The following is a 15121-nucleotide window of genomic DNA, read 5'->3' as shown; positions in this document are numbered from 1 at the left end:
AAAGGTGTCAGTGCTCCTTCTCTTCCGGTTAGTGGTTTACCTTCTCTTATAGATGACAGGATATTTGTCTCTAATTCTTGATAGTTTACTAATCCAACATAGTTGTTTGCTCTTTTTTCTTTCATTTGTTAAACCTCCATTTTTTATATCATTAATATATCATTTTTCGGTTTGACACAGTTTATTTAACACTCCCACCATACACCTAGAAATAGAAACACCACTCAAACTACTTCCCAACTGAAATTCCTCTTTTTGTTCTACAGTCTCTCTGAGTTGTTTAAATATTTCAGTGTCTACGCCTATATTCTTCTCAGCATAATCATATAAGAGTTTTAACAGCTTTTTATTTCCTGTTTGAAGAGCAATTTTTAAAGTTGTACCTTCATCAGTACCATCTGGAGAATAGTTTAAACTTGGCTTAAAACTACTTCCACTTTTTAATTCCAGTAATTCTTTTATCTCTCCTAGTAATTCATCTATCTTACTTCTATCTGCTTGTTTTTTTGCTCGTTTTATTAAATTAAACAGCTTGTTATCTTGATTTAATTTTTGAAGAATTTTTGCTTTGTCTTCTTTCTTCTTGGCAGACGAAACTTTTTCACGACCAACATTAATATTAGGGTCAGTAAGTAGAAGGTTAATTATATCACTATAACCCCTATTTAGTGCTACATGCAAGGGAGAATTATCATACAGATCTCTAGCATTAACATCAATTTTTTCATGACCGATAAGAAGCTCTACCACATCATAGTTACCTTCTTGTGCTGCTATATATAGAGAAGTACAATCATTTAAACCACGAGCATTAACATTAGCTCCTGCCTTCAAAAGAAACTCAACCATTTTACTGTCATTATTCTCTGCTGCAAGATGTAAGAAAGTATTACCCTTCATATCACTATATTTAGTAACCTTATCCTTCCCTATTAAAAACTCTCCCTTACTGTCTGTTATAAGGAATGATCCTACTGTTTCAACATATATTTTTTTCTCTGCTGCATAACTAAACACAAGCTGCAGTACATCTTTATTCAAAGTAATAACCGTCTTTTCTTCTGTCCTATAATTAAAGCTTGGACAGAACTGACCACTACCATTTTCCAGTAATTTCTCAATTTTTTTCTTGCCTGCTTCATCTTTTTTTTGCACTGCCTCTTGTACTGCTTCAAAAACTTCCCTGTTAATTTTATTTTTTCCATCATACAACTTTTGCATTGTTTTATTAAGCTTTCTTTTTTCAAGAAACTCACTAAAACTATCTTCATAGATATCAATATTCGCATCAGAAAGAAGAAGCTCAACTACATCCTTACAATTTTTTTTTGTTGCTAAACACAGAGGAGTACAATATCCAGCAGGCTTAGCATTAATATCAGCTCCATGCTCGAGAAGAAGTGCAGCTATATTCTTATGACCTGAAGCTGCTGCTTTATGTAAAGCAGTACCAAATCTTTCTCCAGCACAAACATTAACATCAATTTTTTTATTCTCCAGAAGAAGTCTAGCTATACTCTCATTACCTTTTTCTGCTATTACATGCAAAGAAGTAACACCACGATTATCCCTAACATTAACATCAATTTTTTCATGCTTGAGAAGAAGCTCAACTATACTTTCATAATCTTCTAGTACTGCAAAATACAAAGGAGTTCTACCTTTCTCATCCTTAGCATTAACATCAATTTTTTCATGCTTGAGAAGAAGCTCAACTATACTTTCATAACCTTGTTCTACTGCTACATGTAAGGGAGTACAATGTCTAATACCATTAGCATTAATATCAGCTCCATTTTTAAGCAAAACTTCAATTATACCTTCACACTTAGAGACTATTGCCGAATGTAAAGGAGTATTGCCACGAATATCCTTAGCATTAATATCAGCTCTATGCTTGAGAAGAAGTTCAGCCTCATCCTTAAAACCTTGTTCTGCTGCTATGTGTAAGGGAGTACAAAGGTTGTTATTTTTACAATCAATACCGCTACTTGCCATACCCTCTACAAATAACTTAAATATTGGAAAAACTTTGTCCTTATTTTCTTTTGTTTCTAGAATATGGTGTAAAACTGTGGTACCAGGTTGAGGTTTGTAATTACTAACATCAAATCCTTTATTAATTATAAGCTGAACTATTTCTCTACACAAGTCAAAGCGTTCCTTTACCTTTAAATCATCTTCTCCATATATTTTTCCTTTAACTATACAATTAACTATACAATCTAGAACCAAATAGAGAGGAGATCCATTTTTTTCCTTATCACCATGAACACTAGCCCCTTGCTCAATTAAGTACTTAGCTATCTTAAAACTACCTTGCTTTAAAGCGTAGTCTAATAACTTTTCCTTACCATACTGATACACACTGTCTGGGCTCTTTTTAACTTTTTCTTCAAATTCCTCTTCTTGGTCTCCTCTTATTATCTGAGTTAATTTTCTACCACCTTTTAATTTTGGCAGTTTTTCCTTTTGTTTATGTCGTTGTTTGCTAATAGAAGCTCCTTTACCTCCATCTCTTCTCTCATTCTGATTTGCTCTTGCACGCTTCTGATTGGGCACTTTTTTGTTGTCTATTGCTGTAGCTCTTTTCATCCTATGTTTCGTTGTATTATCTATTTCACTCTGACCATCATTTTGATCAACTTTAATCTTTTTTGTTGGAGTTACAGACTTTACAATGCCCCCAGAGCGTTTTTGAGGAGACTTAGAACTTGCATCCTCTGCACTAACTTCTGCTCCTAAAGAAGGCTGTAACTTAGCGCTTATCCCTTCAGCCTCTGTATCCCATCCCCCAGCTTTCAATGAATTTATGATCTCTTGAACATATTCTTCCTCGTTTAACAGTCTTGTTTTTGCTATATTTACAGCTTGCTCTATTTTTCCTTTATTTATTAAATCTAGTGCCATATTTCTCCATTCTGCAAGACTGGATTCTTTCTCCTCAATACTTGCAGTACCTACTACATTAACTTCTTCCCCTGGTACTACTACTTTCAATAAATTATGCTGCTCTTTATCGTCCATAATATAAACACCATCAATAGCACGAGTGACTGCAACATACAGAGCATTCATATAAAATTTATTCCTCTCGAAAGATTCATCTTCCTTATCCTTAGTTCTTGAAGTGTTAACATTTTCTTCACCGTACGAAAGACGAATTTCATTAACCTTTCTTTCAACTTCCTCCTTATCTTTATTTGGACACACTATATTCCATAATTTATTATAAACTTCACCAAATTTGTAAAGAATTACATTCTTAAATTCCAAGCCTTTCGCCTCTTGCATGCTAAACACAAGTGGCGTATCAAACGCTCTACGTACATCTTCCTTGCTGCCATCATCTAGAGCTAATACAGCCCAATCTACTGACCTAGATGCTTTTTTTCCTACTTCTTCCTGCTTTTCACTCTCATTTATGAAGACCACTGTACCCTTACTGTTACTATCACTTTTCATGAAAAAAGTTTCTTTCTTATCTGGTTTTATTTTATCTTCTGAAGCAAAACAATAATTCTTGAAGTGTAGTATACGATTTGCTAATTCTATAACTTGCTGGCTATTACGATAGTTCTTTTCAAGAACACAAATTCCTACTTCTTTTCTTTCTACAATATTACTAAGGAAATGTTTTAACCTAGATATAGAGAAAAAACTTGGATGTATTACCTGATTAACATCACCACATAATAAAAAATTCTCCTTACTATCATCTTTTAAGCTCCCTAATATTAGCTTTAATGTACTTCTAGTTAAATCTTGAACTTCATCTACAACAACTGTATCATAAACTTCATCAGCCTTTTCAACATACTCATGAGCAATTAGACTAACATCATAATATTCCGAATGTTCTCCTATAAATTTCTTATATTCTTCAAAAAGATCATATATTTTTTCTCTTTCCTCTCTAGGAAAGATAGATTCCCTATTTCCTAACTTCATGTATTGTTCTTTCCCGCCCTCTCTTCCTAAACTTCCTCCAGCTATTACAGCGGTAAATTCTTCGAATATTTTATCTCCTTCCTTCTTATACTTTTTAAATTTTCCCTTATTACATTCTTCTTTAAACCATGAATGAAACACATTCCTATCGATCGGTTTCTTTCCTTTTACGTCTTCTTCTGTTACTTTTTCAAGAAATTCATGAACAGACAGGAAATCAATTCGCTCTGGATCACCTGTTCTTAGTTCTTCGGCAGCTTCATCCCAGTGTTCATATTTATATAATTCTTCTAATTGCTTTATCAGATTTTCTGACTGGGTAATATATAGAATTTTTCCTTCCTCCTCTATCTTTCTAAGCTTTTCCAAAGCCACTGACGTCTTTCCACTACCCGCATGTCCACTGACAACTAAAGGCAAATTATACTTTCCTCCAGCATTCTCAACTATGTCTTCTTGCTTTGCACTAAAAGTGATAAACTTCCCTAACCAATGTATTTTTGGCGCATCTATAATTTCTATATTGTCAGGAATTTTTTTATCGTCTTCGTTATGCTCTATTATTTTTATGCTTTTTATTTTCTCTTTGTCTTTTAAGAATTTTGATTTGTTATATTCATGATTCAGTATGACTTCCAAAATAACAAAAGCATCTTCTTCTTTGCCTTCTTTTTTATACTTTATACTCGTAAACAATAATCTATCTGCATCACTTAATTTAGCACGAAAATATTTAACACCTCCATCACCTTTTATTAACTTCACATCTCCAAGGTTTGTATGTCTATTTTCCTTTAAATCTTTAACTATTGCATTGAATTTTTTTCTTAAAGGGTTTTTATCATCACCTAAAGCACAATCACTAAACTCTTCACAATAAAATACTTGATACATACCTCATCACCTCAACTAAACCCATAAAACTAACCTAGCAGGAGCCTCATTTTAAGCTGCACCAGGTAGTTTAATGTACTATTAGTGCATATATCTTGTCAACACTATTTAGGACAAAATATTATGTTATTAAATTGAGGTACTTCTGAATTAAAGCACATCATGTTACGTGTTTTAGCTGTTAAAAAGATACTTGATTTGCTCCATATGCTGTTTTGTGATTTCTTTCTTCAAGTAATCTGTTAAATTCTGCATTTTTAACATAGGTATACTGCTATTATACCGAATTTACTATATCAAGCTGATGGAATAATAATGGAAAAATTTACAATGCAGCATGCCTATTTTTATTTTTAAAGAAAAATTCAGTAGTAGTAAAAAATTACTTATTTACTTTAACTTTGAATTATAATTAATATTGATAAAATTTTAACCATTTTTACTCTCTATTCTCACGCATATATACTTTCATGTAAACAAAAAGTGCTACAAAGTTATCCAATATGGCTAATTTTGGCTATTTTGCATAACGATTCTGAGAGTAAGTTTTTTTGGAATCGCTTGGCTCTTTGATGGTTTTTTTCTCATATTTTATTATATCATCACTCTCTGGGACTGTGTAGCTACTTCTTGCCTCGTTTTGCAGGGGATCTGTCCATTGCATGACTACGTTTATAACCATGTTTGTGTAAATATTGTAATATGTACAGTTCCAAAGATACTGCCCTTCATGTCAAGTAATTATTTTACTTTATAGTCGTTAACCACAAACTTAAATGGTGTTATACCTCTCATAGTTGTCCGTATATTTGATAAAGTAAAGTCAATCTTAATAATTTGATTATGAATTTCCTTGTCTTGTTCAGTCGTGAAAATCACAGTAGCGCTGCCGGTAAATTTTACTAAATCTATGGTTGATTGGTCAATAGATAGTTTCACTACACTTGTTTTGATGACCTTCTTCTTATGTGTAGATGAATCACTAACTTCATTCTTTATTTTTTCCTGAAAATTCTTATAGACCCTATGTGTGGAATTGTTTTTTATAAAACTTGTTTGATAAGAAAATTTTGCAACCCCACGAGACTCATATAGCTCAACATATTTTTGTATCAAGTACCGCGCTACAGAAATATGTTCATTTTCTTTTTTGTAAAAACTGAGTTTACGTATTACAGAAAACTCATCATCCCTATGATTGATATATTTCACAAAATTTAGATCTCTTTCAGTGGGAAATAATAAATATATATCCAATAGTAATAAAAATACACACACTGAGAGAAATGACACTATCAGCGCTAACCAGGATCTTTCTGTAATGCAGAATAAATACCTATAGCAATACCACTCAACTCCCTTATTAAAATAATTTTTGTTTTTTACTGATTCAAGTAACTTATCTTCCATAGTCTAAATTCAATGAAGCCATTATAAATCAAATTCAATAAAAAAGCTTAAAAATGTTTTAAACTCTCTTGAATGTGAATAGAATCGAACTTTAAAACTGGGTCCAACAAAATTTGGGACATACATGTGCTTTTATATCGTACTTAGAATGTGCATTGTACTCATAACGTCGCATACGCGACTATTATATTCTTTCCTTTGCCTTAAGGCGAGGGGTTTTTATAATCCCCGATGGGGGGCACTAATACATACACTGCTGCTTCAAATGCTCCTTTACGTCTTGATTCCGTCTCACTTCATTTATACATATGCCTAATCCATATCTTTAATTTGACGCGATTTAACACTTTCTTCTTTTTGAATAAAATCCATTTGCATTTCTTGCATATTATTTTCTATTCGCTTTATTTGTATTATTAGTTTTTCCTCTAAGTCAAAATTTCCACTTAATCTTGCTGCAATTTTTTCTTTTTCTAGTGAATTCAATTCTTTTCGTAACACTATGTTATTCCATACATTTTCTGCAGATTTTCTTTCATTTAATTGACTGTTTAATACTTTGGTTTTTTCGAAGATACATTTTATAATTTCAAACTGCTCCAGTTCTTGTAATAAAGTCTCTTTATTCAATGATGTTTTTTCACTCACGATACCAACTATATGTTGTTGTAATATCTTCATATCTACGTCAATAAATTCAAAATTGGAGAATTGTTCAAAAAACATAGGATGACTTAAAATCTCAGGAAATTCTATAGATACACGTAAAATTATGGTTTGATTTTGTTCCTCTTCAATAAATTCGGGAGATTTGTTGTGAAGATATTCTCCTTTTGCTGCTTTAGTTCTGCTGTTGAAAGTCTGCTTTTTTAAATCACTTCTTAACTCTCTTGTCTTATTATAAAAATAATCTCTATAGTACCTTCTAATGCTACTATTGCTGATGGCATTGACGTACTCCATCAATTTATATTCGAGAACTGAATATTTTTCTGGAGCATCATAGTCCTGTGTATTATTACCAGTTATGTTATGCCATAAGTATTCAGAGTGCAGTTTAGTAAAATAATTTAAAGTAGTTAATATATCTTTTTTATTATATTCGAGCTCATTACATATATCACATGGGTCTTTATTGCTTGGTAAAGTCACAAACTTTAGTGTATATCCAGGTTCAAGCATTGGCATAACCAACTTGGCAACTCTAACAGCAGCGTTGCGTCCTGCACTGTCACCATCCATACAAATAGAGATTTCCTTAGTAAATTTCCATAGACCCTTTATTTGTTCTGCAGAAATTGCAGTACCAAGTGGAGCAACAGCGTTGCTAATTCCTGCCTGATGTAATGCTATCACATCCATATACCCTTCCACAACAAACACATTTTGCTTCTGACGTACTTCGCTTAAAGCAAAGTTTAGTCCATATAAATTCTCCTTTTTTTTAAAAAGCTGATTTTCTGGGCTATTTAGGTATTTCGGTTGTTGTTCAGAGTTCAATACACGCCCACCAAAAGCTATTGTTTTTCCGGCAATGTTGCATATAGGAAATATCAACCGATCGTAAAAATAATCACGAAAATTTTTATTTATTAACCCAACTTCAGCTAAAACTTTATCTTCAATGCCTAAAGCATTTAAATGCTCTTTAAAACCAAAGCTCGGTGCATATCCTACTTTAAATTTGCTGATCATTTCGGGTGAAATATTGCGCTGTGTTAAATAATTTACAACCTCCTGATTTCTCTGTAAAAACCAATTTGTAGCCAAATCAAGAGCTAAGAACAGTTTATTGTCTTCTTTTTTAACATTAAGATTTTGAGGCAGTTCAACACCCGCCACTGATGCCAATCTTGTTACTGCATCTTTGAAGCTTAAGCCCTCAGTTTGCGAAACAAACTCAAACACATCTCCATATGCCGAGCAGCCAAAACAGTAGTATAATCCTTTAGTGTTGGTAACAGAGAAGGATGGAGTCTTTTCATGATGAAATGGGCATAATCCAACAAAACTATCTCCTCTTTTTGTTAGCCTAACTTTCTTACCTACTATGTCAGACAATAGCAGTTTAGATTTTATAATATCTATATAGTCCATTTATTGAACTCACGTATGAACCTAAATTTATTCTGCAATAAGCACTATATAATGCAAATAGTCAGCTAGTGAACTTTAAAGAGATTTTAGCAGAAATTTTGACAAGAAGACGATTTATTTAATTTGCATTTATAAAAATTTCAAACTAAATTAATCTTATTTCACACTAGATATGTTGCTCTTACTGCTCATAATTTTTATTTCATCGGTTTTGTTTGGAAACTTTGTCCCCGTTGATATAAAGATTTTTTTATATTCAGTAAGCTTAGGCATCAAAGAGGTTCTAAGTTTTACAATGCCTTTTATTATTTTCTCTTTAATGTTTAATAGTATAAATAATTTAAAAAATTCGGCAATTAAATTTATCATATTACTGTTTGCAGCAGTCTTTTTGTCAAATTTGCTTTCAAGCCTTCTTGGTTACTTTACGGGATATATTATTGTACAAAATTTCCATATTAACTCTAATATGCTATTGCCAACAGATGCACTGGGCAGTTTATGGAATTTCAAGTTACCAATACTAATCTCAAACTTTCAAGCCTTAATATTTGGAGTCATATCTGGAGTGACCGCACATAAAATTGTTCCACAAAAAAGTGATATGATTGCTAAAAGACTAGCAGGTATAGCATTTTTCCTTCTAAAAAGGATACTGATTCCTATCATGCCTTTATTTATATTAGGTTTTATTTTAAAATTGCAGCATGACCAAATTTTATTGGTTGTTTTTAAAGATTATATTGCAATCTTTACCATCATGATAGTTGTCATCTACCTTTATGTCATATTGTTATACGGAATTGCAAGTTCATTTAACATCACAAATTGGCTAACAAGCATGAAGAATATGGCACCTGCGTTAGTTACAGCAATTGCAACATCATCAAGCAGTGCCACAATACCTGTTACTTTGGAGGGATGTAAAAAGAATGTCAAAGAACACGACATGGTAGATTCTATGGTTCCTGTAATTGCAAGTACTAGCTCTCCTGGCAACTGTTTTTGTATTATTGTTCTAGCTTTAGTGATTATAGAATCTTTTGGCACTCAACCACTAACAATATGGAGCCACCTAAGTTTTTTGTTGTATTTCCTTATGCTGAAGTTCACTGCTTCGGCACCAGGTAGTAACATAATCGTAGTACTGGGAATTCTTGAGGGATATTTGCATTTTTCCCCAGCCATGCTGTCGCTAATAACTGCAATTTATGTGATGATTAACCCTATCATCACTGGTGCAAATGTTACTGGAGATGGTGCATTGATTATCATATTTACTAAACTTTATAAAAAATTTCAAAAGCTCATATAGCCAGACAATTTCTCTTGACTGTTAAAACTGTAGGTTTTATGTTTAAAACAACAATGATAGGAGTATATGGAAATTTTTCTTGATAGTGCTGATTTAAATGAAATTAAAGAATTAAAAGAATTAATTGATGGTATCACAACTAATCCCTCATTAATTGCAAAATCTGGCCATAAAAATAAATATAAGGATTTAATAGGTGAAATATGCTCAATTATAGATGGACCTGTTAGTGTTGAAGTTGTTGCCGATAGTCATGAAGAAATGATGAAAGAAGGATTAGATTTGGCAAAAATTGCTGAAAATATCGTCGTGAAACTACCCCTTACATATAATGGATTAATTTCTTGTAAAAAGTTATCGACAGAGTATAATATAAATGTTAATATAACTTTATGTTTTTCTCCTGGACAAGCACTACTTGCTGCTAAGGCTGGTGCTTGTTTCATTTCTCCCTTCATTGGCCGCCTGGATGATATCAGTTATGATGGGTTATCCTTAATAGAAGATATATGCACTGTGTATTCCAACTACATGTTCGATACGAAGGTTCTCGTTGCCTCAGTAAGAAGCCCAGCACATATAATTAAAGCCGCAAAACTTGGAGCTGACGCAGTTACTGCGCCAGCAAAAGTACTAAGGCAATTAATGAATCATCCACTCACTGATCATGGGCTTGCAGTATTTGAAAAGGACTGGTTGAAGTAGATCCCAACTGAGATCTACTTGCCTGGCTATATCAAATTTGCCCAAGCATCTGGAAGTGTATCATTCGGGTTAGCTTCTACTATTTTTTCTCCACTTGCACTACCAGCTGCAGCAAACTTACTTGCCAATTTAGTTTCAAGCCCACTTTCCTCAATATTACTACCATCTACAAGAACAAACTTATTTTTTAATACATCTGAAAATCCGTCTGCAATATTACTCCCATCTTTTATAGCAAGTTTATTTGCTAATTGAGTGGCAAAAGCATCTACATCAATATTTTCACCATTAAGCTTAGCAAACTCTTTTAAAGTATCGCTATCAGCCTTCTGATCTAATGCATTCTTATCAGCCTTGAGTTGAAATGCTGCATCTAATTGAGTTTCAATAACTGTTTTAGAATCACCATCTGCAACTTTCACACCAAGTATTGCTTCTGCTAATGCTTTTCCTTTATCTGAATGAGTTGCTATATTTGTACCATCAATGTTAACAAATTGACCTACATCAACAGTACCAGCTTTAGCTAACCTAGTTTCAAGAATTGTTTGTGTAGGATCAGTACTGCTCTTAACATTAAGAATTGCGTTTAGCAATTCTGCTCCTTGCTCTGCATTTGTACCATCAAGTCTAGCAAGTTTACCCGTTTCTTCTGTAAGTTTTGAATCTGTAACAACTTTGTTTGTCAATTTATCTAACATAGCAGTTACTCCAGCATCAGTGGCATTTGTACCATCAACTTGAACAAGCTTACCTGTTTCTTCTGTAAGTTTTGAATCTGTAACAACTTTATTCTGACCTTGCAACTTACCCAGCATAGCAGTTACTCCAGCATCAGTGGCATTTGAACCATCAACTTGAACAAGTTTAGCTGTTTCTGCTGTAAGTTCCTTAGTCGTAACAACTTTGTTTGTCAATTTATCTAACATAGCAGTTACTCCAGCATCAGTGGCATTTGAACCATCAACTTGAACAAGCTTAGCTGTTTCTTCTGTAAGTTTTGAATCTGTAACAACTTTATTCTGACCTTGCAACTTACCCAGCATAGCAGTTACTCCAGCATCAGTGGCATTTGAACCATCAACTTGAACAAGTTTAGCTGTTTCTGCTGTAAGTTCCTTAGTCGTAACAACTTTATCTGTCAACTTCCCTAGCATAGCAGTTACTCCAGCATCAGTGGCATTTGAACCATCAACTTGAACAAGCTTAGCTGTTTCTGCTGTAAGTTTTGAATCTGTAACAACTTTGTTTGTCAATTTATCTAACATAGCAGTTACTCCAGCATCAGTGGCATTTTCACCATTAAGTTTAACAAGTTTAGCCGCTAGTGTATTTGAAAAAGGCTCCACTTCAATATTGCTACCAGTTTTGTTAGCCTTACCATCTAAAGCAGTTTTATCAGCCTTATCAGCTAATTGAGCTGTAAGTTGTGAAGTCGTAATAACTTTATCCGTCGTCAACCTCCCTAGCATAGCAGTTACTCCAGCATCAGTGGCATTTGAACCATCAACTTGAACAAGCTTACCTGTTTCTGCTGTAAGTTCCTTAGTCGTAACAACTTTATCTGTCAACTTCCCTAGCATAGCAGTTACTCCAGCATCAGTGGCATTTTCACCATTAAGTTTAGCAAAACTACCTTTTAGCTTATCGACCAAACCGTTTGTAAAGTCTGCGTAGTCTAATAATTCTTGCACGGTAACAGCGCTCAAATTAGTGCTCATATTTGCTGGTATTGTCATGTTAATCTCCTTTAATTATAAAACTATTATATATATAAAAAACTGTGTAATTTCTGTTAACGTTGCAGATCAGCTTGCAAAGCGAACAGTCATACCAACTTCCACGCCATGTGTACCGAAAAAGCTGTTCTTTAAATTAGTGGTACTATCATCCTTTACCCAATCACTTTTCCCTTTTTTCAAAGTTGCAAATTTATCAAAATTACCGCCAATAACACCAAAATGTCTGTACCCAATATAGATATCTGTATCCTTATTTACTTGGTAATTAAGACCAGCTTTCAGTTGATATGCAGGTCTAATTGATGTTTTTTCAAACATTTTTATTCTTGTTCCACCAATTCCAGCTCCAACATAAGGGGAAAAAGAAAATTGGTCATTTTTCCAATGGTGATAAACGTTTGCCATGATAGATGAGTTCTCAATCTGGTCATGATTTGCTATAATTGAATATGCAGCATCTTCGTTACCTTTATCTTTCATATTATACATTACGGTGATTGGTCCGTTTATTAAGCCAATGTTATCTACTTTTACCTGAGAATACATTCCTTCTAATTCAAACCTACATTCATGTTGTTCTAGCTGTTTTACGCCGCCAAGTACTACACTTGCAGAAAATGGAGGATCGTAATTCGGTTTGTATTTATCAATTGACTGACTTTCTGTATTTGCTCCAATTCTATCATTTACATTAGCAGCTGTGATGTCCTTACCTGAAGAGCTTGTTACCTTTAGCGAACCTGTGTTGTTAAAAAATTGACCATGGTATTTGCCTCCGATGTAAAATCCTTCTGCCAGAGATTGTTGTGATAACAGTAAAGTAAGTGCTGTTACTGATATTGACAATGCTTTAATCATGTTTTCCTCCTATAAAAAAAATAAAGTTAAAGAAAGTAAATTAAAAATAGATGAATAAAAAGAAGTATTTTCTTATATAAACGAGATGATTAAGATATCTTTAAATTTGTTATACAAATAGTTAATAAGGTAAATTCTGCACTGCAATTGCATTAAAAACTTGTTGCATTCAAGAGATTTTGCCGGGTGCTATAAACTATTTTTTGCGCAGTTGATCCAAGGAAATGATATTACCACCTGAAAATTTTTCAATACGTTCTTCATTTTTGTCCTCAGTGAACATTAAAATATCTCCTGAGATTTTATCGTGAAATCTGCTAATAGCGAGAAATGGTATGACAATTTGCTTTTGTTTTCCACTAAAACTTAAGCTAACACTGAATTCATTCTCAAAAACTTTTAGATCATAGAATTGATGCTGTAGTACAATAAGCATTTGATCTGGATATGATTTTTTTAAATGATTTGGTATGATTACACCATTCAATTTTGTGAAAAATAATATTTCTAGATGGGGAACAAAGTTGTTATTAAGCAAAGTATCTAGAGCTTTTTTAATAACCTGAAATTTGATAGGCCTAAGTAGCTTTTGATAACTTATCGTGTCATTGATAGTCATAACTTTTCTGTAAAAACTTGGGAAACTTCTGTTACCCGGTGTTTCCCAAACCGTGTTCATAGTAATAAAGTTACTGTGCTGAATTAAGCAGCAAGTGCCACATTACCACAATCGGAGCTAACGTTATCGTTTGCATTTAAATTATGAACTCTTAGCGGTGGTATCTAACCGAGCAAAGCTACCATCTTTACTATGCATGTCGATCCTGACTCGCCCCCATGGACAAAAATGGTGGAGGCGCCGAGTACTGCCCTCGGGTCCAATACACCTATTACAAGGTAATTTTATTGCTATAGTATAACAAGTATACTTAATTATTATACAAAAAAGTTGAATAAATGTCAACCTTAAAATACAAATGAAACCTCATACAAAGCTGGAACCTGCTGAAAGACTTTCACTTTCAGGATCTTCAAGTACAGAGCTTACTACGCTACTTATAATATCACCGGCAATTGTTGCTGTTGTTCCTATTACTGTACCAACTAAAGCAGCTAACCATGTATTTGACATGTTAGAATCTGCAACTGTACCAATAGCCACTCCAACCGCTGTAGCAGCAATTACTGCTAGGCCCTGTGAACAAAATTATTCTGTGAGAAAAAAAAGTAGAAGAAAGAAGGAAAAAGCGGTAGTTTAACCTAATTAACCATAATAATGGAGAAATTACCGAATGAAACATTGTATACAAGAAACAAAATGGAAGCAAATTTTTAAATTTCTGAAAAGCATCAAGGGAATACACAGCAAAGATGAAGACCGATTGAGAAAATTTATGGAAGCAATATGGTATATAGTACGAAGTGGCTGCCAGTGGCGACTTTTACCAGAAATATATGGCAATTATAGGAGCGTACACAAGAGATTCAAAAAGTGGTGTGAAAAGGGAATTTGGGAAAAGCTACTCAAATATACACAAGATCCAGATTTGGAAGTGCAAATGATAGATGGAACAATCGTCAGAGCACATGCTTGTGCTGCTGGATATAAAAAAGATTCTGGAGCTCAAGAAGCACTGGGACGCAGCAAAGGTGGCTTTACAACCAAAATTCACGCACTTGTTGATGCTCTGGGAAATCCGCTTAAATTTACTTTAACTGCTGGTCAAAGGAACGATATTACACAGGCTGAAGCATTATGTCTCAAATTCACTTGTGGTGGCCGATAAGGGCTATTGCTTTTATTGCGGGTCTTGAGAATAAAGGGTGTGAGGTTGTTATTCCTCCGAAGCGTAACCGAAAAGTGCAGAGGTATTATGATGAGCATATTTATAAAGAACGTCATTTGATTGAATGCTTTTTCGGCAAAATAAAACATTTTAGGCGGATTTTTGGGAGTGTTAAATAAACTGTGTCAAACCGAAAAATGATATATTAATGATATAAAAAATGGAGGTTTAACAAATGAAAGAAAAAAGAGCAAACAACTATGTTGGATTAGTAAACTATCAAGAATTAGAGACAAATATCCTGTCATCTATAAGAGAAGGTAAACCACTAACCGGAAGAGAAGGAGCACTGACACCTTTGA

The 15121-nt window shown here is 33.6% G+C and carries 12 protein-coding genes, 1 other RNA gene and 2 pseudogenes; 5 read left to right on the top strand and 10 right to left on the bottom strand.

What is annotated here, in order from left to right; all coding sequences use genetic code 11:
* From IC220_RS03865 to dnaG, 5 genes and pseudogenes are all read right to left on the bottom strand, one after another.
* A pseudogene (locus IC220_RS03865) lies at nucleotides 1-125 on the bottom strand (IS256 family transposase); the annotation flags it as partial.
* A gap of 34 nt (nucleotides 126-159) precedes the next feature.
* Complete coding sequence (locus IC220_RS03860; protein ID WP_188153256.1) at nucleotides 160-4845, bottom strand: ankyrin repeat domain-containing protein; 4686 nt, start codon at nucleotides 4843-4845, stop codon at nucleotides 160-162.
* A gap of 517 nt (nucleotides 4846-5362) precedes the next feature.
* Nucleotides 5363-5527: a hypothetical protein gene (locus IC220_RS03855; protein ID WP_188153255.1), complete on the bottom strand. Its 165-nt coding sequence runs from the start codon at nucleotides 5525-5527 to the stop codon at nucleotides 5363-5365.
* Nucleotides 5528-5586: 59 nt separating this feature from the next.
* The gene (locus IC220_RS03850; protein ID WP_188153254.1) at nucleotides 5587-6255 is read right to left on the bottom strand and encodes a VirB8/TrbF family protein; all 669 of its coding nucleotides are present in this window, start codon (nucleotides 6253-6255) and stop codon (nucleotides 5587-5589) included.
* Between the two features lie 312 nt (nucleotides 6256-6567).
* A complete protein-coding gene (dnaG, locus tag IC220_RS03845) occupies nucleotides 6568-8352 on the bottom strand; it encodes a DNA primase (RefSeq protein WP_188153253.1) in 1785 nt (594 codons plus the stop codon).
* Between the two features lie 172 nt (nucleotides 8353-8524).
* On the opposite strand from dnaG, the gene IC220_RS03840 reads away from it, so the two are divergent.
* Both IC220_RS03840 and fsa read left to right on the top strand, forming a co-directional pair.
* Nucleotides 8525-9667 carry a cation:dicarboxylate symporter family transporter gene (locus IC220_RS03840; protein WP_188153252.1) on the top strand — a complete coding sequence of 381 codons (1143 nt, stop codon included), beginning with the start codon at nucleotides 8525-8527 and terminating at the stop codon, nucleotides 9665-9667.
* A 66-nt stretch (nucleotides 9668-9733) separates the two neighbouring features.
* Nucleotides 9734-10372, top strand: a complete 639-nt coding sequence (gene fsa, locus IC220_RS03835; protein ID WP_188153251.1) for a fructose-6-phosphate aldolase — start codon at nucleotides 9734-9736, stop codon at nucleotides 10370-10372.
* A 26-nt stretch (nucleotides 10373-10398) separates the two neighbouring features.
* Here fsa and IC220_RS03830 read toward each other — a convergent pair whose 3' ends face one another.
* The 5 genes from IC220_RS03830 to IC220_RS03810 form a co-directional block, all read right to left on the bottom strand.
* Nucleotides 10399-12111 carry a hypothetical protein gene (locus IC220_RS03830; protein ID WP_188153250.1) on the bottom strand — a complete coding sequence of 571 codons (1713 nt, stop codon included), beginning with the start codon at nucleotides 12109-12111 and terminating at the stop codon, nucleotides 10399-10401.
* Between the two features lie 69 nt (nucleotides 12112-12180).
* On the bottom strand, nucleotides 12181-12972 hold the full coding sequence (locus IC220_RS03825) for a P44/Msp2 family outer membrane protein (RefSeq protein ID WP_188153249.1): 792 nt from the start codon (nucleotides 12970-12972) through the stop codon (nucleotides 12181-12183).
* A gap of 196 nt (nucleotides 12973-13168) precedes the next feature.
* The gene (locus tag IC220_RS03820; protein WP_188153248.1) at nucleotides 13169-13591 is read right to left on the bottom strand and encodes a ClpXP protease specificity-enhancing factor SspB; all 423 of its coding nucleotides are present in this window, start codon (nucleotides 13589-13591) and stop codon (nucleotides 13169-13171) included.
* A 17-nt stretch (nucleotides 13592-13608) separates the two neighbouring features.
* Nucleotides 13609-13940: a transfer-messenger RNA gene (gene ssrA / locus IC220_RS03815) on the bottom strand.
* A 17-nt stretch (nucleotides 13941-13957) separates the two neighbouring features.
* Complete coding sequence (locus tag IC220_RS03810) at nucleotides 13958-14104, bottom strand: hypothetical protein (protein ID WP_188153247.1); 147 nt, start codon at nucleotides 14102-14104, stop codon at nucleotides 13958-13960.
* Between IC220_RS03810 and IC220_RS08010 the strand changes: the two genes are divergently transcribed.
* The 3 genes and pseudogenes from IC220_RS08010 to IC220_RS03800 all read left to right on the top strand — a co-directional run.
* Complete coding sequence (locus IC220_RS08010; RefSeq protein WP_255424132.1) at nucleotides 14103-14231, top strand: hypothetical protein; 129 nt, start codon at nucleotides 14103-14105, stop codon at nucleotides 14229-14231. The two genes, IC220_RS03810 and IC220_RS08010, sit on opposite strands and share 2 nt — an antisense overlap.
* A gap of 33 nt (nucleotides 14232-14264) precedes the next feature.
* Nucleotides 14265-14759: an IS5 family transposase gene (locus IC220_RS03805; RefSeq protein ID WP_188153246.1), complete on the top strand. Its 495-nt coding sequence runs from the start codon at nucleotides 14265-14267 to the stop codon at nucleotides 14757-14759.
* A gap of 235 nt (nucleotides 14760-14994) precedes the next feature.
* A pseudogene (locus IC220_RS03800) lies at nucleotides 14995-15121 on the top strand (IS256 family transposase); the annotation flags it as partial.

This window comes from Wolbachia endosymbiont of Pentalonia nigronervosa (assembly GCF_014534705.1).
In the GTDB taxonomy this organism is placed as follows: Bacteria; Pseudomonadota; Alphaproteobacteria; order Rickettsiales; family Anaplasmataceae; genus Wolbachia.
Note: the sequence above shows the minus strand (reverse complement) of the source record. Positions and strands in the feature narration are given on the sequence as shown.